The sequence below is a fragment of the Citrobacter sp. MNAZ 1397 genome (assembly GCF_023613995.1).
GTDB lineage: Bacteria > Pseudomonadota > Gammaproteobacteria > Enterobacterales > Enterobacteriaceae > Phytobacter > Phytobacter ursingii.
This window is the reverse complement of the sequence record NZ_JAKIVH010000001.1, coordinates 1,055,675-1,073,485: the sequence shown is the minus strand read 5'-3', so window position 1 is coordinate 1,073,485 and position 17,811 is coordinate 1,055,675. Positions and strand designations below refer to the sequence as shown.

At 53.3% G+C, this 17,811-nt stretch carries 21 protein-coding genes; 12 read left to right on the top strand and 9 right to left on the bottom strand.

The genetic code is table 11. The features are described from left to right. Positions 1 to 5: 5 nt before the first annotated feature. From rsxG to nth, 3 genes are read left to right on the top strand one after another with little or no spacing between them, the layout of a single operon-like run. On the top strand, positions 6 to 626 hold the full coding sequence (gene rsxG, locus L2097_RS04955; RefSeq protein WP_250352241.1) for an electron transport complex subunit RsxG: 621 nt from the start codon (positions 6 to 8) through the stop codon (positions 624 to 626). Positions 627 to 628: 2 nt separating this feature from the next. Beyond that, positions 629 to 1,321 carry an electron transport complex subunit E gene (locus L2097_RS04950; RefSeq protein WP_085007302.1) on the top strand — a complete coding sequence of 231 codons (693 nt, stop codon included), beginning with the start codon at positions 629 to 631 and terminating at the stop codon, positions 1,319 to 1,321. Beyond that, positions 1,321 to 1,956, top strand: a complete 636-nt coding sequence (nth, locus tag L2097_RS04945) for an endonuclease III (protein WP_047370049.1) — start codon at positions 1,321 to 1,323, stop codon at positions 1,954 to 1,956. The genes L2097_RS04950 and nth overlap by 1 nt, the downstream gene beginning before the upstream one ends. Before the next feature lie 12 nt (positions 1,957 to 1,968). On the opposite strand, the gene L2097_RS04940 is transcribed toward nth, so the two are convergent. Then, a complete protein-coding gene (locus L2097_RS04940; protein WP_047373255.1) occupies positions 1,969 to 2,400 on the bottom strand; it encodes a CopD family protein in 432 nt (143 codons plus the stop codon). Positions 2,401 to 3,139: 739 nt separating this feature from the next. On the opposite strand from L2097_RS04940, the gene dtpA reads away from it, so the two are divergent. Next, positions 3,140 to 4,642 carry a dipeptide/tripeptide permease DtpA gene (dtpA, locus tag L2097_RS04935; protein WP_229220657.1) on the top strand — a complete coding sequence of 501 codons (1,503 nt, stop codon included), beginning with the start codon at positions 3,140 to 3,142 and terminating at the stop codon, positions 4,640 to 4,642. 104 nt (positions 4,643 to 4,746) lie between these two features. Next, complete coding sequence (gene gstA, locus L2097_RS04930) at positions 4,747 to 5,349, top strand: glutathione transferase GstA (RefSeq protein WP_250352240.1); 603 nt, start codon at positions 4,747 to 4,749, stop codon at positions 5,347 to 5,349. Between the two features lie 68 nt (positions 5,350 to 5,417). Here the strand turns inward: gstA and tyrS are convergent, their stop codons facing one another. The 4 genes from tyrS to anmK all read right to left on the bottom strand — a co-directional run bounded on the left by tyrS (position 5,418) and on the right by anmK (position 9,074). Next, positions 5,418 to 6,692, bottom strand: a complete 1,275-nt coding sequence (gene tyrS / locus L2097_RS04925; RefSeq protein ID WP_047370046.1) for a tyrosine--tRNA ligase — start codon at positions 6,690 to 6,692, stop codon at positions 5,418 to 5,420. A 124-nt stretch (positions 6,693 to 6,816) separates the two neighbouring features. After that, positions 6,817 to 7,473, bottom strand: a complete 657-nt coding sequence (gene pdxH, locus L2097_RS04920; protein ID WP_047370045.1) for a pyridoxamine 5'-phosphate oxidase — start codon at positions 7,471 to 7,473, stop codon at positions 6,817 to 6,819. A 57-nt stretch (positions 7,474 to 7,530) separates the two neighbouring features. Beyond that, the gene (gene mliC, locus L2097_RS04915; RefSeq protein WP_085007299.1) at positions 7,531 to 7,854 is read right to left on the bottom strand and encodes a C-type lysozyme inhibitor; all 324 of its coding nucleotides are present in this window, start codon (positions 7,852 to 7,854) and stop codon (positions 7,531 to 7,533) included. A gap of 95 nt (positions 7,855 to 7,949) precedes the next feature. Beyond that, positions 7,950 to 9,074 carry an anhydro-N-acetylmuramic acid kinase gene (anmK, locus tag L2097_RS04910; RefSeq protein ID WP_250352239.1) on the bottom strand — a complete coding sequence of 375 codons (1,125 nt, stop codon included), beginning with the start codon at positions 9,072 to 9,074 and terminating at the stop codon, positions 7,950 to 7,952. Between the two features lie 280 nt (positions 9,075 to 9,354). Between anmK and slyB the strand changes: the two genes are divergently transcribed. Beyond that, positions 9,355 to 9,822 (top strand): outer membrane lipoprotein SlyB, encoded by a 468-nt coding sequence (gene slyB, locus L2097_RS04905; protein WP_047370042.1) that lies wholly within the window; start codon positions 9,355 to 9,357, stop codon positions 9,820 to 9,822. A gap of 87 nt (positions 9,823 to 9,909) precedes the next feature. Here the strand turns inward: slyB and slyA are convergent, their stop codons facing one another. Then, a complete protein-coding gene (gene slyA / locus L2097_RS04900) occupies positions 9,910 to 10,350 on the bottom strand; it encodes a transcriptional regulator SlyA (protein WP_047370041.1) in 441 nt (146 codons plus the stop codon). A gap of 177 nt (positions 10,351 to 10,527) precedes the next feature. Between slyA and L2097_RS04895 the strand changes: the two genes are divergently transcribed. The 3 genes from L2097_RS04895 to L2097_RS04885 are packed head-to-tail and all read left to right on the top strand — an operon-like array spanning position 10,528 to position 13,642. After that, entirely contained in the window at positions 10,528 to 10,764 is a 237-nt protein-coding gene (locus tag L2097_RS04895) for a DUF1656 domain-containing protein (protein ID WP_047370040.1), read from the top strand. Between the two features lie 2 nt (positions 10,765 to 10,766). Then, on the top strand, positions 10,767 to 11,630 hold the full coding sequence (locus L2097_RS04890; protein ID WP_250352238.1) for an efflux RND transporter periplasmic adaptor subunit: 864 nt from the start codon (positions 10,767 to 10,769) through the stop codon (positions 11,628 to 11,630). After that, positions 11,600 to 13,642: an FUSC family protein gene (locus L2097_RS04885; RefSeq protein ID WP_250352237.1), complete on the top strand. Its 2,043-nt coding sequence runs from the start codon at positions 11,600 to 11,602 to the stop codon at positions 13,640 to 13,642. The genes L2097_RS04890 and L2097_RS04885 overlap by 31 nt, the downstream gene beginning before the upstream one ends. Here L2097_RS04885 and sodC read toward each other — a convergent pair. The 3 genes from sodC to L2097_RS04870 form a co-directional block, all read right to left on the bottom strand. Next, on the bottom strand, positions 13,632 to 14,153 hold the full coding sequence (gene sodC / locus L2097_RS04880; RefSeq protein WP_250352236.1) for a superoxide dismutase [Cu-Zn] SodC: 522 nt from the start codon (positions 14,151 to 14,153) through the stop codon (positions 13,632 to 13,634). The genes L2097_RS04885 and sodC overlap by 11 nt on opposite strands. 78 nt (positions 14,154 to 14,231) lie before the next feature. After that, positions 14,232 to 15,128, bottom strand: a complete 897-nt coding sequence (locus tag L2097_RS04875; RefSeq protein WP_250352235.1) for an aldo/keto reductase — start codon at positions 15,126 to 15,128, stop codon at positions 14,232 to 14,234. A 48-nt stretch (positions 15,129 to 15,176) separates the two neighbouring features. Further along, the gene (locus L2097_RS04870) at positions 15,177 to 15,416 is read right to left on the bottom strand and encodes a DUF1289 domain-containing protein (protein WP_047370035.1); all 240 of its coding nucleotides are present in this window, start codon (positions 15,414 to 15,416) and stop codon (positions 15,177 to 15,179) included. Positions 15,417 to 15,535: 119 nt separating this feature from the next. Here L2097_RS04870 and L2097_RS04865 point away from each other — a divergent pair, with 119 nt between their 5' ends. The 3 genes from L2097_RS04865 to gloA all read left to right on the top strand — a co-directional run bounded on the left by L2097_RS04865 (position 15,536) and on the right by gloA (position 17,772). Continuing rightward, positions 15,536 to 16,132 (top strand): TetR/AcrR family transcriptional regulator, encoded by a 597-nt coding sequence (locus tag L2097_RS04865; protein ID WP_047370034.1) that lies wholly within the window; start codon positions 15,536 to 15,538, stop codon positions 16,130 to 16,132. 53 nt (positions 16,133 to 16,185) lie between these two features. Further along, positions 16,186 to 17,280, top strand: coding sequence for an alkene reductase (locus L2097_RS04860; protein WP_047370033.1), 1,095 nt, complete (start codon positions 16,186 to 16,188; stop codon positions 17,278 to 17,280). An 84-nt stretch (positions 17,281 to 17,364) separates the two neighbouring features. After that, positions 17,365 to 17,772 (top strand): lactoylglutathione lyase, encoded by a 408-nt coding sequence (gloA, locus tag L2097_RS04855; RefSeq protein WP_047370032.1) that lies wholly within the window; start codon positions 17,365 to 17,367, stop codon positions 17,770 to 17,772. Positions 17,773 to 17,811 lie beyond the last annotated feature (39 nt).

Genomic DNA, 17,811 nt, shown 5'->3' with positions numbered 1-17,811 from the left:
TCGCCATGCTAGATACCATGCGTAAATACGGCATGACGTTGACGCTGTTCGCGGCGGCTTCAACCGGAATGACGGCAGCCATTCACCTGTTGACCAAATCCACCATTGCCGATCAGGCGGTACAGCAGCAAAAGGCATTGTTTGGCCAGGTATTGCCTGCCGACATCTATAATAACGCCTTGCAGGAGAGCTGTTACGTGGTCGAAGCGCCCGCGCTGGGGAAAGGCAAACATAAGGTCTATATCGCCCGTAAAGACGATACGCCGGTCGCAGCGGTTATTGAAGCGACCGCACCAGACGGCTATTCCGGCGTTATTCAACTGCTGGTAGGTGCCGATTTTAACGGTACTATTCTCGGCACCCGTGTGACCGAACATCACGAAACACCGGGACTGGGTGACAAAATAGAGCTGCGTGTTTCTGACTGGATCACCCATTTCGCTGGCAAGAAAATCGCAGGGGCCAGCGATCCGCACTGGGCCGTGAAAAAAGATGGTGGCGATTTTGATCAGTTTACCGGTGCGACCATCACCCCGCGAGCAGTGGTCAATGCGGTGAAACGCGCCGGGCTGTACGCGTCAACGCTACCCGCGCAACTTTCCAGTTTACCGAGCTGTGGAGAGTAACCATGAGCGAAATTAAAGACATTATTGTCCAGGGGCTGTGGAAGAATAACTCCGCGCTGGTTCAGTTATTAGGTATGTGCCCCCTGCTGGCCGTGACCTCTACGGCAACCAACGCGCTGGGCCTCGGCCTTGCCACTACGCTTGTACTGACGCTGACCAACTTTACGATTTCGCTGGTACGCCACTGGACGCCATCTGAAATCCGTATCCCTATTTACGTGATGATCATCGCCTCCGTTGTGAGCATCGTCCAGATGCTGATTAACGCCTATGCCTATGGTTTGTATCAGTCACTCGGTATCTTCATTCCGTTGATTGTCACCAACTGCATTGTGGTGGGGCGTGCCGAGGCTTTCGCGGCAAAAAAAGGGCCAGGATTGTCTGCCCTTGACGGTTTTTCCATCGGCATGGGGGCTACCTGTACCATGTTTACACTCGGTTCGATTCGTGAAATCCTCGGCAACGGAACCTTATTTGATGGCGCGGATGGCTTGCTCGGCAACTGGGCGAAAGTCTTGCGTATTGAAGTGTTCCATACCGACTCGTCTTTCCTGCTGGCCATGCTGCCGCCAGGGGCATTTATCGGTCTTGGCATGCTGCTGGCAATCAAATATCTGATTGACGAGAGAACGAAGAAACGTCGCGCGGCGACCATTGCCAACGACACTGCGCACACGGTGCCCGGGAAGGCCTGATGAACAAAACAAAGCGGCGGGAGATCCTCACCCGCCTGCGGGATGCAAATCCGCACCCGACCACAGAGCTTAACTTTAACTCACCCTTTGAACTGCTGATTGCGGTACTGCTTTCTGCGCAGGCAACCGACGTTAGCGTGAATAAAGCAACTGCCCTGCTCTATCCGGTTGCAAATACCCCGCACGCCATGCTTGAGCTGGGGGTCGAGGGCGTCAAGTCCTATATCAAGACCATTGGCCTGTTTAATACCAAAGCGGAAAACGTCATTAAGACCTGCCGTATTCTGGTGGAAAAACACGGCGGCGAGGTGCCGGAAGATCGTGCGGCGCTGGAAGCGCTACCGGGTGTCGGACGTAAAACGGCGAATGTGGTACTGAATACGGCGTTTGGTTGGCCGACCATTGCTGTTGATACGCATATTTTTCGCGTCTGTAACCGCACCCACTTCGCGCCGGGGAAAAACGTCGAACAGGTTGAAGAAAAGTTGCTCAACGTTGTCCCGGCGGAATTTAAGGTCGATTGCCATCACTGGCTGATTTTGCATGGTCGCTATACCTGCATTGCCCGTAAGCCACGCTGCGGCTCCTGCATTATTGAAGATCTGTGCGAATTCGAAAGCAAAACCGAACTCTGAATTCGCCTTTGTTCAGAACGGTCTGAAGACGACCAGCAAAATGATGACCGCCACGGCCACGATAACGAAGGTCGTGGCGCGTGGTACCATTCCCGGTACTTTCGCGATTTCACCGCCAGCGAGACGACGCAAGGTTGCAGATAACATTCCATGAATGCCTGACAGCAACACCACCACAACCAGTTTGAGAATCAGCCACAAATGCGGCATCTGGCCGTGTGCCAGCACCATCGCCAGCCCCATAACCCACAATACGATCATCGCAGGCGTCGTGACCTTACGACTCCAGCTGCGCACAAATGCCGCCAGAGCGGTCGCCGCTGGTGCATTTTTCCCGCCTGCCTGTGCGCACCAGGCCGCAGCCGTCGCCATCACAAAAATTCCGCCAATCCAGATTACCGCCGCGATGATATGTAATGCGTTAAGCCACGAATGCACGTTCATGAAAGGACTCCGAAGATTTGCGAAAAGAAGTTGGACAGTATCGCGTAACACTGCCATCGACTTGCTCATTTAAAGGAAAAAATTCGTGAAAACATTGATCTACTGCATTCTGATGCACATGGCAATAGGCGGGAATTTTTGGTTGTGCAGTTAATGTCTTGTCATAAGTAAAAAGACATACCTGCATTGTTTCCCTGATAACGCGCTTTATAACGTTCAACTCGCTTTTTAATCATATTATCTGTTGCTTATTAGCTTTTAATCAGAGGCAATGTTTTTTTATGAAAAAAAATTCTACAGCAATGTGATTTTTATCACATTGATGCGCAGGTGTTAAAAAAAGGATCTTTGGCTTAATAAAAACCTGGTGAGAGAGGGGGATGCAGGGATCAAACCAACACATAAGACCATTAATTATAATCAGACCAGGCTGATTAACTACAGTTACCGCTTTACAGCAGAATATATCACCTTTGTGGAAATCTCACCGCCCTTCATCAGTGAAAAAAACTGCCATTAATTTACATGCGAAATTTAACTCTGAATAACATTTCTGCCGCTGGATTATAATATCGTTAAAGATAAATGTAACAGATCATTACAAAAGCCTTGCCTCGAATCCCAGGATCAGGAACATTACCCGCCGTTTTCCCTCCCGCAATAATTATAAGCGCGATGAATACTGGGCATCGCGTCTCGAATCACCCCGTTAATATGGGATGTAAAAAAAGAGGTATATGTGTCAACTGCAAACAAACCAACCGAAAGCGTGAGTCTGAACGCTTTCAAACAACCTAAAGCGTTCTATTTGATCTTCTCCATCGAGCTGTGGGAGCGCTTCGGCTTCTATGGCCTGCAGGGGATCATGGCTGTTTACCTGGTAAAACAACTGGGTATGTCCGAAGCGGACTCAATTACACTGTTTTCATCTTTTAGCGCTCTGGTTTACGGTCTTGTCGCTATTGGCGGCTGGCTGGGTGATAAAGTCCTGGGGACAAAGCGCGTTATCATGCTGGGTGCCATTGTACTCGCCATCGGTTACGCACTGGTTGCATGGTCTGGTCACGATGCCGGTATCGTGTATATGGGCATGGCGGCGATTGCAGTCGGTAATGGTCTGTTTAAAGCCAACCCGTCTTCCCTGCTCTCTACCTGCTACGCAAAAGATGACCCGCGTCTCGACGGCGCATTCACCATGTACTACATGTCCGTCAACGTCGGTTCGTTCTTCTCTATGCTCGCTACGCCGTGGCTGGCCGCACAGTTTGGCTGGAGCACCGCATTTGCTCTGAGCGTCGTTGGTCTGCTGATCACCATCGTGAACTTCGCGTTCTGCAAACGTTGGGTGAAAAACTACGGCTCTAAACCTGACTTCGAACCGGTTCGTATGGGCTACCTGCTGGCAACCATCGTCGGTGTCGCGATCCTGATTACCATTGCCACCTGGCTGCTGCATAACCAGGGCATCGCACGTATGGTTCTGGGTGTGGTTGCACTGTGCATCGTATGCATTTTCGCAAAAGAGACCTTTGCTCTGCAGGGTGCGGCACGCCGTAAAATGATCGTCGCCTTCATCCTGATGTTGCAGGCCATTGTCTTCTTCATTCTGTACAGCCAGATGCCGACGTCTCTGAACTTCTTCGCCATTCGTAACGTTGAGCATACCCTGCTGGGTATCACGTTCGAGCCGGAACAGTTCCAGGCACTGAACCCGTTCTGGATCATCATTGGTAGTCCGATCCTGGCCGCTATCTATAACAAAATGGGCGATACCCTGCCGATGCCGTACAAATTTGCCATCGGTATGGTGCTGTGCTCCGGGGCGTTTCTGATCCTGCCGCTGGGCGCGAAATTCGCCTCTGATGCCGGTATCGTCTCGGTAAGCTGGCTGGTTGCGAGCTACGGGCTGCAGAGTATCGGTGAGCTGATGATTTCTGGTCTGGGCCTCGCCATGGTGGCACAGCTCGTTCCACAACGTCTGATGGGCTTTATCATGGGTAGCTGGTTCCTGACGACCGCCGGTGCGAATATTATCGCAGGCTACGTCGCTAATCAGATGGCTATCCCGGAAAACGTCACCGACCCATTGATGTCACTTGACGTCTACGGTCACGTATTCCTGCAAATCGGTATTGTGACGGCTGTTATCGCCGCGCTGATGATTCTCACCGCGCCGAAACTGAACCGCATGACCCAGAGCGGTGATAAAGACGCGAAAGTGTCGGAAGCCGCGACAGCATAAGACTGCGCAGAGTTTCAACAGAAAGCCGTTAACGCACGTTAACGGCTTTTTTTTTATACCTGCAGGTAATAACCTATGCCGGATTTCAACCAACGGAGTGAAGAATGAAACTGTTTTATAAACCCGGCGCCTGCTCACTGGCTTCCCATATTGTTCTGCGCGAAGCAGGTAAAGAGTTTGAACTGGCGCGCGTGGATTTGGCAAAAAAATGTCTGGAGAACGGCGACGACTTTTTGGCTATCAACCCGAAAGGCCAGATCCCGGCCCTGGCCATTGATGCCAACACCCTGTTAACCGAAGGCGTTGCGATCATGCAGTATGTGGCTGACAGCGCGCCGAAAAGCGACCTGCTGCCACCGGTAGGTTTCCTGAGCCGCTACAAGACCCTGGAGTGGCTGAATTTCGTGGCGACGGAACTGCATAAAGGGTTTACTCCGCTGTTTCGCCCGGATACGCCGGAAGCGTTCAAACCGACCGCCCGCGCCCTGCTGGAAAAGAAACTGGAGTATGTTGACGCGGCACTGGCAAATCAACAGTGGATAAATGGTGAAAACTTTTCCATTGCCGATGCATATCTGTTCACAGTGTTGCGCTGGGCGGTAGCCGTGAAACTGAACTTCCCGCAGGCTGGTCATATTGCCGCCTATATGCAACGTGTCGCCTCTCGACCGGCCGTTGCCGCAGCGCTGGCCGCAGAAGGCATTTAATTTCCCGCTTTTTTGCCGTAAAAAAAAGGAGTGGTTTCCCACTCCTTCTCGTTTATCACTTATCTGACTTATTTCCAGCACACCAGGCAATAGTTCTTCTTACCGCGACGTAACAACGTATAGCGACCAAAGAGAATGTCGGTTTCCTGGAAGAAATATTCCGGGTCAGACTGTTTTTCACCGTTGATGGTGACCGCATTGGAAGCGATTGTTTTACGCGCCTGACCACGAGACGGCTGCAACTCTGAATCCACCAGCGCCTGCATCAGATCCGCACCTTTTTCCATCTCGATCATTGGCACACCGTCCTGCGCCAGTTGCTCGAAATCAGCTTCACTGAGATCGCTCAGGTTGCCGTTAAACAGGCTCTCGGTAATGCGTTTTGCCGCCACCAGACCTTCTTCGCCGTGGACCAGTTTAGTCACCTGTTCGGCCAGCACATACTGGGCGCGCGGTGCTTTGCCGCTGTTCTTGTCTTCTTCTTCCAGGGCATTGATCTCTTCAATGTCCATAAAGGTGAAGAATTTCAGGAAGCGATAAACGTCGGCATCCGCAGTGTTGATCCAGAACTGGTAGAATTTGTACGGGCTGGTTTTCTTCGGATCAAGCCAGACAGCGCCACCTTCGGTTTTACCAAACTTCGTGCCATCTGCCTTGGTGATCAGCGGAACGGTCAAACCAAAGACCTGGTTCTGATGCAGGCGACGGGTCAGATCGATACCAGAGGTGATGTTGCCCCACTGGTCAGAACCACCGATTTGCAGCGCTACACCGTGCAGTTTATTCAGGCAGGCAAAGTCATAACCCTGCAGCAGGTTGTAGGAAAACTCGGTAAACGAAATCCCCTGATCGTCGCGGTTCAGACGCTGCTTGACCGCTTCTTTGTTGATCATCTGATTAACGGAGAAGTGCTTGCCAATATCGCGCAGGAACGTCAGCACGTTCATGCTGCCGAACCAGTCGTAGTTGTTGGCCGCAATAGCTGAGTTTTCGCCACAGTCAAAATCGAGGAACGGCGCCACCTGTTTGCGGATTTTATCTACCCACTCCTGCACCGTATCTTCGGTATTCAGTTTACGCTCCGCGGCTTTGAAACTCGGGTCGCCAATCAGACCCGTTGCGCCGCCCACCAGCGCGACAGGTTTATGCCCGGCCTGCTGGAAGCGTTTCAGGCATAACAATGGAACAAGATGCCCCAAATGCAAGCTGTCAGCGGTGGGATCGAAGCCGCAATAGAGCGCGATCGGGCCTTGCGCCAGTCGCTCTGCTAACGCTTCCTCGTCCGTCACCTGGGCTACCAGCCCGCGCTCTTGCAATTGTTTAATCAAGTTATTGCTTGCCATCAAATTCTCCATTTAAAACGACTGCACCTCTGCCGGTACACGACTTTTCGCCAGTTGCGAAAGTTACATAGAATAAAGCGCCGGATGCAGGAGCACCAGCGCTTAGCGCAACATTTTTCAGGGTTTACGGCGCGAGGCGATCAATTTTCCATGCGTCGTTTTCACGCTGGTATAAAAAACGATCGTGGAGGCGGTGCGCGCCTCCCTGCCAGAACTCCATCTGCTCGATGCTGACGCGATAGCCGCCCCAGAAACTGGGTAACGGAACTTCGCCCTGCTGGAATTTCTGCTTGAGTTCAAGGAACTTGCTTTCGAGAATACCGCGCGCGGAGATGCGGCTCGATTGCTGCGAGACCCATGCGCCAATCTGGCTGTCGCGTGGGCGACTGTGGAAATACTTCACCACTTCCAGAGTAGAAAGACGCTCAGCTTTACCGATCACCATGACCTGGCGCTCCAGCATGTGCCATGGAAACAGTAAACTGATGGCCGGGTTTTTCTCGATCTGGTGGGCTTTGCGGCTACCCAGGTTGGTGTAAAATACCAGCCCTTTCTCGTCATAGTGCTTGAGCAACACAATACGCTGATAAGGCTGACCGGTTTCATCAACAGTCGCCACAACCATCGCGGTCGGGTCGGCGAGTTTAGCTTCGCACGCCTGACCAAGCCAGCGCTCAAACAGCGGCAACGGTTCGGTGGGGAGATCGGCGCGGCGCAGGCCGCCTTTGGTGTATTCGCGGCGTAAATGCGCGATTTGCTGCAATTGATCGTTATCAGACATGGCGTTAGCAAGATGAATTATCAGGTGGGGCTATTGTGCCCCCCCCTTGCGAAAATCTCAACGCCGCGGGTTTTGTAACTGGCAGTTATTCAGTACGATGCGGTCACGCTTATAGACCGTAGCGCTATCCCCCTTCGACCAGAAAACGTAAATACCGTCAGTATAACGAGCCCCCGATGCCGACAGACCTTGCTTAAGGATTAGCGGCGTATTGTCATAGATAAAGCTCACTTCCTGGCGAGGATGGTTTAATTTCACCGTAAGCGGCTTTTCATCACACTGATAGTTAAGCGTATCCGTATTCATGCGCTCAACAAACTGGTTGTAGTAACTACACCCGGCGAGAAGCGCGGGCAGGCAGGCGACTAACACTCTTTTCATTAGATTTTCCCGAGACTGTCCTGGTCATGGAGGACGCGAATAACGTCCCCCTTAAACAACGGAGTCTAACGGTACGCAACCCGGGTGAAAGTCAGTTAACTCTGATTCTGTCGCGGATTAGCCGGATAAATAGCCCCCAGCACAGTGGCCTGCGATGCGCCCGTGACTGAGGGTAAATTACCCGGTAATCCCGCCAGCGTACGCCAGGCAAGCCAGGCAAAAGCCAGAGCTTCCATATCATCGCCGCTGATTCCCGCCTCATCCGTTGTGGTTACTTCGGTGCCCGGCAACAACGCAGACAGGCGCGCCATCAACAGCGGATTGCGGCTTCCCCCACCACAGACCAGTAAACGCTCGCAGCCGCCGCACAGCAGCACCTGTTCAGAAATCGTCACCGCCGTCAGTTCAACCAATGTGGTTTCGACATCGCGCGGGTCAAGCGCCGGGAAAGCGGTTAACTGGCGCTCAAGCCAGCCAAAGTTAAAGTATTCGCGCCCGGTACTTTTCGGCGCCGGAGCAGCAAAATAGGGATCGCTGAGCATAGTTTGCAGCAGCGGTAAAACGACTTTCCCGCCGCTCGCCCAACCGGCGTCTTTATCGTATGGCTTGCCAAGCTGACGCCAAATCCACGCATCCATCAGCATGTTTCCCGGCCCGGTGTCATACCCTCGAACCGGTTTATCCGGGAAAAGTAGCGAGATATTGGCTATACCGCCGATATTCAGCACTATCCGGCGCTCAGTGGGGTGTGCCAGCAACGCCTGGTGAAACGCCGGAACCAGCGGCGCGCCCTGCCCGCCAAGCGCAATATCGCGGCGGCGGAAATCCCCGACAACGGTCACGCCGGTTAATGCGGCGATTTGATTGTTATCACCAATTTGCAGGGTATGAGGCGCATCGCCGGTGGGTTCATGCCAGATAGTCTGACCGTGGCAGCCAATAGCCACGATATCTTTTGCACTGAGATGTTCTCGCTCCATCAACGCAAGGACGGCGTCGGCAAAAAGCTTACCCAGGCGCGTATCCAGTTGCCCCAGTTGCGACAGGGTGAGCGGCTGGCCCTGACAGATGCTCAGAATGGCCTCTTTCAGCGGAATGGGCATCGGCCAGGTGAGGCTGGCCTGCTGGGCGACCATCTTGTCATCAATAGCGGCAAGCACGACATCTACGCCATCAAGGCTTGTTCCCGACATTACGCCAATATAGCGACCCGATTTCATACGCCTTCCTCGTTGTAGGGCTTTAGACGTTCACTCCATCATAAAGCGTTTTGTAAAGCTATCGATTACAAATACTTTTTAACAATCGAATCAGCGTTCGCGGAATGAAAAAATGCGCTATACGCTTATAATCTGCTCGTTTAGGACCGGTTAAATCCATCACTGTTATTATTTTTGCTATGTTTTGGCAGAAGATGTGACCCGATGTGACTAAATGCCATATAATTTAACCATGACGGATGCTCAGCAGAGCATGTTTTGGTGAACAGGAGATTCATAGATGATGTTACGTGCACTGGCAGTTACGCTGGTTGGATTTACTCTGGCGGGTTGTGTTAATGACAATACTCTTTCGGGAGATGTCTATTCCGCCTCAGAAGCCAAACAAGTACAAAATGTCACTTACGGCACCATTGTCAACGTTCGTCAGGTACAGATCCAGGGCGGCGATGAAAACAACGTTGTCGGCGCTTTGGGTGGCGCGGTACTGGGTGGCTTCCTGGGTAACACCGTGGGTGGTGGTGCCGGGCGTTCACTGGCAACAGCGGCGGGTGCTGTTGCAGGTGGCGTAGCCGGTCAGAGCGTGCAGGGTGCGATGAATAAATCACAGGGTGTGGAACTGGAAATTCGTAAAGACGATGGCAGCAGCATTATGGTTGTGCAGAAACAGGGGAACTCCCGTTTCGTCGCAGGCCAGCGTGTCGCACTGGCAACCAATGGTCGTCAGGTTACCGTTTCCCCGCGTTAATCGCCTCTACGCTTAAACAGGCGACGACGTAAACGTCGGGATAAAAAAAGCCTCGCAAACGCGAGGCTTTTTAATTACCGCTGAGCGTTAGTCTCGCGACTGCAGCTCATTGATGTTCTGTTCCAGCCTGGCAATCAGGCTTATCAACAAATCCAGCTCTTCCGGAGAAATACCCGAAAGAATTTCGCCCCGCGTTTGCTTAATCACCGTTTCCATTTCTTCGATGATCGGGTCAGCTTTTTCTGTCAATTTGATCCGTTTTGCACGGCGATCGTTGGCACAGGTCTGGCGAGAGATAAGCCCTTTCTCTTCCAGTTGGTCCAACGTACGCACCAGCGAAGGCTGCTCGATGCCGATCGCTTTTGCCAGTTGAATTTGCGACTGATCGGGAGGCAGCTGATGAATGTTATGCAGCGTGACCCAATGCGTTTGCGTCAATTCCAGAGGTTTCAGGCGATGGTCAATCAGAGCACGCCAGATGCGCACTAAGCGTGCCAGATCAGAACCTAATGGCGATTCCAATTTCATCTCCTTATAATTAGCTTGCTAAGTTATTATACTCATTTTAGAATAGTGTGCAGCATTTATATTGCTAAAACAAATGCATTGCTGCATTCACAGTGTTCGCCCATTCTTAACACCTCTGTCTGGCGGTCTGCGCCATCAAAATGAACCGGTGAATCTTTCTGTAAAGGACTAACGCTTGTGACGCTGACAATTCACTCCCCGGAATTTCCCCTGCAGGACCTGATCTTCGGCGCTTCGGTTTATTTTCCCCCTATCTTTAAAGCAGTACTGCTGGGATTTATGGTGTGGCTGGTTCTGCATCGCTTACTGCGTGACTGGATGTACGCAGGGGATATCTGGCATCCCATCCTGATGGATCTCTCACTGTTCGTGATCGCTATCAGTCTGTCTCTCGGCTTTTTGATCATGTGGTAACTATGCGCCTGAAATCACTTAAATACTTTTCGACGTTACTGGTTCTGGCCGTGGCACTCGCCGCTGGCTGGTGGTTATGGAATTTCTATATGCAGGCGCCCTGGACGCGCGACGGTAAAGTCCGCGCCGAGCAGGTCAGCATTACGCCGCAGGTGTCAGGAAGCATTACGGAGCTAAATATTAAGGATAACCAGTTGGTGAAAGCGGGCGATATCTTGTTCCGTATCGACGAAACACCGTACAAAATCGCTGTGCTAAATGCCCAGGCACAGCTGGCGCGGGCACAGACGGATTTGTCCAAAGCCAACAATGAAGCCAACCGTCGTCGCCATCTGTCGAAAAACTATATTTCGGCAGAAGATCTCGATACCGCCAATATTAACGTCAAGGCAATGCAGGCTAGCGTTAATGCAGCCGAAGCCGCCCTTGAACAGGCGCAGTGGCAGCTTTCACAGACGCAGGTCAAAGCGCCCGTCGACGGCTGGATAACCAACCTTTCCACCCGCACAGGCAACTATGCCTCCGCCGGGCAACCGCTTTTTGCGCTGGTCGACAGCCACTCCTTTTACGTGGTGGGTTATTTTGAAGAGACAAAATTGCGGCATATTCATGAGGGCGCCGCGGCACAAATCGTTCTCTACAGCGACAATATTACGTTACAGGGTCACGTCTCCAGTATCGGCCGGGCAATTTATGACCAGAGCGTGGAAACCGACAGCGGCCTGGTGGCGGACATCAAGCCGAACGTACCCTGGGTACGTCTGGCCCAGCGCGTGCCTGTTCGAATCCAGTTCGACGCCCTGCCTGCGGATGTGACCCTGGTCTCCGGGACCACATGCACGGTATCCATCGGCGGCGCGAAGTGAAAATCGCGCTTACCCTGCCCTGGCTTACCGCGACGCGCCCTCAGTGGCGGTACGCCATGCGCAACAGTATCGCGATGTGTCTGGCCCTCACCGTCGCCTATTACCTCAATCTTGACGAGCCTTACTGGGCAATGACGTCCGCCGCCGTGGTGAGTTTTCCGACCGTGGGCGGGGTAATCAGTAAAAGTCTGGGTCGCGTCGCGGGCAGCCTGCTGGGCGCGACGGCGGCGATGATCATTGCCGGGCATACGCTCAATGATCCCTGGCTATTCCTGTCCGCGATGGCCGCGTGGATAGGTTTCTGTACCTGGTCCTGTGCGCAGTTCAGTAATAACGTCGCTTACGCCTTCCAGCTTGCGGGATACACCGCGGCGATTATTGCCTTTCCGGTGGTCAATATTACGGACACGACCGAATTGTGGGATATCGCCCAGGCCCGCGTCTGTGAAGTGCTGTTGGGGATCGGATGTGGCGGCATGATGATGATGATTATGCCGAGTACATCTGATGGTACCGCGTTACTTAGCGCGCTGAAAAAGATGCACACGCGTCTGCTCGAACATGCCAGCCTGCTCTGGCAACAGGAGACAACTGACGCCATTCGCACGGCTCATGAAAGTGTTATCGGGCAGATACTGACCATGAATTTGCTGCGCATTCAGGCTTTCTGGAGCCACTACCGTTTTCGGCGTCAGAACCGGCTTCTCAACCACCTGCTCCATCAGCAGTTACGTCTGACCAGCGTTATCTCGAGCCTGCGCCGACTGCTCCTGAACTGGCCGCATCCACCGGATAATACGCGGGCTATACTCGAAACCTTACTGGCAGAACTTGCCCGGCCCGGCGCACACTTTTATAGCGTGGCGCGCATTATTGCTCCCCTGGCCCCGAAAGATGATTACGATTACCGGCATCGCGCCTTCTGGCACCGCTTGCGATATTTTTGCCGCCTGTACCTTGCAAGCAGCCGCTGGCTGGCGCGACTGGAAAAGGCCACCCCGATAACCGAGTTTTCGCTGCCCCGAAGCCGGGCGCTGGCACGCTTTACCGATAACGCCGAAGCGCTATGGAGCGGGATGCGCACCTTCTGCGCCCTGAGTCTGGTGGGCGCATGGACCATCACCAGTCAATGGGAGTACGGTGATGCAGCGCTGACGCTTGCCGCCATCAGTTGCGTATTGTATTCAGTTTCTCCCGCCCCGTTTAATTCATTGACGCTGCTTCTGCGCACTCTCGCGTTACTTACGTTATTCAGTTTTGTCGTCAAGTTTGGCCTGATGGTACAGATCAGCGATTTATGGGTGTTCTTACTTTTTTTGCTGCCGCTATTAACCACAATGCAACTGCTCAAACTACAAATGCCAAAGCTGGCGGGTCTGTGGGGGCAACTGATTGTTTTTATGGGATCGTTTATTTCGGTGACCAATCCCCCGGTCTATGACCTGGCAGATTTTTTAAATGACGATCTGGCGAAAATTCTCGGCGTAGGGCTGGCATGGCTGGCGTTTGCCATTTTGCGTCCCGGCTCAGATGCGCGCAAAAGCCGCCGTCATATTCGTGCGCTTCGGCGAGGCTTTGTCGACCAGCTCAGCCGTCTTCCGACCATGAGCGAGCATGAATTTGAGTCTGTGGTTTATCACCATATCAGTCAGTTGAGTAACAGCAAAGACGCGCTTGCCCGCCGCTGGTTGCTACGCTGGGGGGTGGTGTTGCTCAACTGTTCGCACGTCGTCTGGCAACTGCGCGACTGGGAGGCACGCTCAGATCCGTTGTCGAAAGTGCGGGATCTTTGTCTGAGCCTGTTACGTGATGTGATGAGTGAACGTGGCGTACAACAGCGCCCGCTGGCAGTAACGCTTGGCGAACTGCAACGGATTTGTGATGCGCTGGCACGTCATCATCAGCCTGCCGCTCGGGAGCTGGCATCGCTTATCTGGCGATTATATTGCTCTTTATCGCAACTGGAGCAAGCCCCGGCAGCAGGCACACTGGCCGATCCCGCTAGCGGATAACCCCACAGGCATAACGCGCCCCGCCGCCGCCCAGCGGTTTCGGCGAATCAGACATGTTATCGCCGCCAACGTGAATCATCAGGGCTTTATCTTTCACTTCACTGAGTTTTTTCAGGCGCGGCGCAACCACCGCATCGGTCGCCTTACCATCATTGTTGACCACCAGTACGGGCAAATCACCTAAATGCCCCATCCCTTCCGGGCCTTCGTGTTTGCCGGTTTTATCCGGGTCGAGGTGACCACCAGCCGCCTCGGCAGCTGAGGGTTTTCCCTCTTTCATCGCAGGTTCGCATGACCCTTTAGCATGAACATGAAAGCCATGTTCACCGGGCGGGAGCCCTTTCAGATCGGGCGTAAATTTCAGCCCCTTATCGGTTTCGCTGATTTTCACCGCTCCGACCGACTGACCCATCCCCTCGGCAGTGACGAGGTTCATCTTCACTTCGGTACTGGCCGCCTGCGCACCGGCGCAGACGAGCAGTGTCAACATTGCCAGACTAAAACGCTTCATATGACCTCCGTTTTTAGCTTTTGCCCTGTAAGTTTAAACCAGGGAAAAAGATTTGGCGGAAAGTCACTCAGATGTTCATCAGGGAACGTCGTAACCCAGGGCTGCTTTACGGATGCGGAACCACTGCTGGCGCGTCATCTCAAGGCTTGCCGCTTCCAGCGCAGAACGAACGCGTTCAATTTTTCCGGAACCGATAATCGGCAGCGGCTGCGACGGCAAACGCATCACCCAGGCATAGACGACCTGTTCAATACTCCGGGCATTCAACTCTTGCGCGACTTTCGCCAGTTCGTCACGGAGTGGCTGGAATGCCTCATCGTTGAACAGACGCCCACCACCCAGACATGACCATGCCATCGGTCGAATACGTAATTGCTGCAGCTGATCCAGCGTACCGTCCAATAAGAGCGGCTGGTGAACCGGAGAAATTTCTACCTGGTTGGTCGCAAGCGTAAACGGCAGACGCGACTGGAGCAGCGAGAACTGCGCCGGTGTAAAGTTCGATACGCCAAAATAGCTCACTTTGCCACTCTGGTGCAGATGCAGAAAGGCCTCAGCCACTTCATCGGCATCCATCAGCGGATCCGGTCGATGAATCAGCAGCAGGTCCAGACGTTCAGTCGCCAGATTCACCAGAGATTGCTCGGCGCTGGCAATAATGTGATCGCGGCTGGTGATGTAGTGGCCCAGCGCATTCTCAGCGCGCGCGGTGGTGGCAATGCCGCATTTTGAGACAATCTCCATGCGTTGACGCAGATGCGGAGCCAGCTTAAGGGCCTCGCCAAAAGCCGCCTCGCACTGGTAGCCGCCGTAGATATCCGCATGGTCGACGGTGGTGACGCCGAGATCCAGGTGCTCCTCAATAAAACTCACCAACTGACGGGAAGACATATTCCAGTCCATCAGTCGCCAGTAACCCATGACAAAACGGGAGAACTCCGGTCCCTGCGGTGCAAGGGTAATTCTCTGAACCATAACCACTTCCTCAGCAATAATTTGCCATGAGTATACGCAATTATGGCGTCAAAACAGTGAAGGTTGCTCAGGTTCTTCAGGCGGCAGGGGTTTATTCGCCCGTAATTTGCGCAAAAAGCGCTGACGACACAGGCGAAGGACATCCTGCTTTTGCGCATCGCTCATGGTTTGCCAGTTGAACCGCTCTTCGCGGCTGCGCATACAGCCACGGCAAAATCCCCGCTCATCTGACTGGCATATTCCCCGGCACGGGCTCTGGACGGGGAAAAACTCCAGTTGTTCTGGCACGCAACGCCTCCTGTGGTATTTGTCTCTCTTTATTGAAGACTGCGCGCGCGGAACCTGCAAGATTGAGAACGCATGTATTGCTACTTGCAATAGACCGATTGGTCTAGTAGATTGTGCACATGAGCAGAAATACTGAACACGATACCCGCGAACACCTGCTGGAAACCGGCGAGCGCTTATGCATGCACCGCGGTTTTACTGGAATGGGATTGAGCGAATTACTGAAAACAGCAGAAGTGCCGAAAGGCTCTTTCTATCACTATTTTCGCTCAAAAGAAGCGTTCGGGGTTGCGATGCTCGAACGCCATTATGCCGGATATCACCAGCGTCTGGCAGACCATTTTGCCAGGGGCGCGGGAAACTATCGCGATCGCCTGCTCGCTTATTATCAGCAGACGCTGATCCAATTTTGCGAGCAGGGTATTATCAGCGGTTGCCTGACCGTCAAACTTTCTGCCGAGGTGTGTGACCTGTCAGAAACGATGCGTGAAGCCATGGACAAAGGTGCCAGCGGCATTATCACCTTACTGGCGCAGGCGCTGGAAAATGGCCGCCATGATAAATGTCTGACAATGGCAGGTGATGCGCTGACGCAGGCTCAGGTACTCTATTCCCTGTGGCTGGGCGCGAATCTGCAGGCTAAGATTTCACGCAGTGCCGTGCCGCTGGAAAGCGCCCTGGCCCATGCGAAAACGATTATTGCAGCGCCTCTTTAACAGGCGTTTTTATTTACCCTATTACTAGTCGACCGGTCTATTCAGGAGAATGTATGTCCAGTAATTTGTTTACGCCGCTGAAAATTGGCGCGATTACCATCCCAAACCGCGTGCTGATGGCTCCGCTGACACGTCTGCGCAGCATTGAACCTGGCGATATCCCGACCCCGCTGATGGGCGAATACTACCGCCAGCGCGCCAGTTCCGGCCTTATCATCAGCGAAGCGACCCAAATCTCCGCACAGGCAAAAGGCTATGCCGGCGCGCCGGGCCTTCACAGCCCGGAACAAATTGCTGCATGGAAAAAAATCACCGATGGCGTACATGCTGAAAACGGCCATATGGCGGTTCAGTTATGGCACACCGGGCGTATTTCGCACACCAGCCTGCAGCCCGGCGGTCAGGCCCCTGTTGCTCCTTCGGCGATCAGTTCCGGCACCCGCACGTCCCTGCGCGACGCTAACGGCAACGCCACCCGTGAAGACACCTCGATGCCGCGCGCGCTGGAGACCAGCGAAATCCCGGGCATCGTCAATGATTTCCGTCAGGCGGTCATCAACGCCCGTGAAGCGGGTTTTGATTTAGTCGAACTGCACTCTGCCCACGGCTATCTGTTGCACCAGTTCCTGTCACCGTCTGCCAACCAGCGTACCGATCAGTATGGCGGCAGCATCGAAAACCGCGCCCGCCTGGTGCTGGAAGTCGTCGATGCAGTCAGCGCCGCCTGGAGTGCGGATCGCATCGGTATTCGCGTCTCCCCTATCGGTTCTTTCCAGAACACCGATAATGGCCCGAATGAAGAAGAAGACGCGCTGTACTTTATCGAGGAGCTGGGTAAACGCGGGATTGCCTATCTGCATATGTCCGAGCCAGACTGGGCAGGCGGCCAGCCTTATACCGAAGAATTCCGTCGCAAAGTGCGTGAACGTTTCCACGGTCCGATCATTGGCGCGGGCGCGTACACCGTAGAAAAAGCAGAAGATCTGATTGCGAAAGGTTTGATTGATGCCGTGGCCTTTGGTCGTGCTTACATCGCTAACCCGGACCTGGTTGAACGCCTGAAACGCAAAGCTGAACTGAATCCGCAACGCCCGGAAAGCTTCTATGGCGGTGGCGCGGAAGGTTATACCGACTACCCTTCTTTATAATCACTTCATTGATAGCGGCAGGGATCCGCCGCTATACTAAAACTCTGTTTCGAATGAAAATTCATTGACGCTTAAGAGGACATTATGCGCTTACTTCACACCATGCTGCGCGTTGGCGATCTGCAACGCTCCATCGATTTCTACACCAACGTGCTGGGCATGCAACTGCTGCGTACCAGCGAAAACCCGGAATATAAATATTCACTGGCTTTTGTGGGTTATGGCCCGGAAACCGATACGGCCGTTATTGAACTGACCTATAACTGGGGCGTCGATAAATATGATCTGGGCAGCGCTTACGGTCATATTGCGCTTGAAGTGGATAATGCGGCAGAAGCCTGTGAGCGTATTCGTCAAAATGGCGGCAACGTGACGCGTGAAGCAGGACCGGTAAAAGGCGGCACCACGGTTATCGCTTTTATTGAAGATCCTGACGGCTACAAGGTCGAATTGATTGAAGCCAAAGATGCCGGACGCGGTTTGGGCAATTAATGCTTTACGGGCGCCTCTGGTGCCCGCTGTTTTACATCC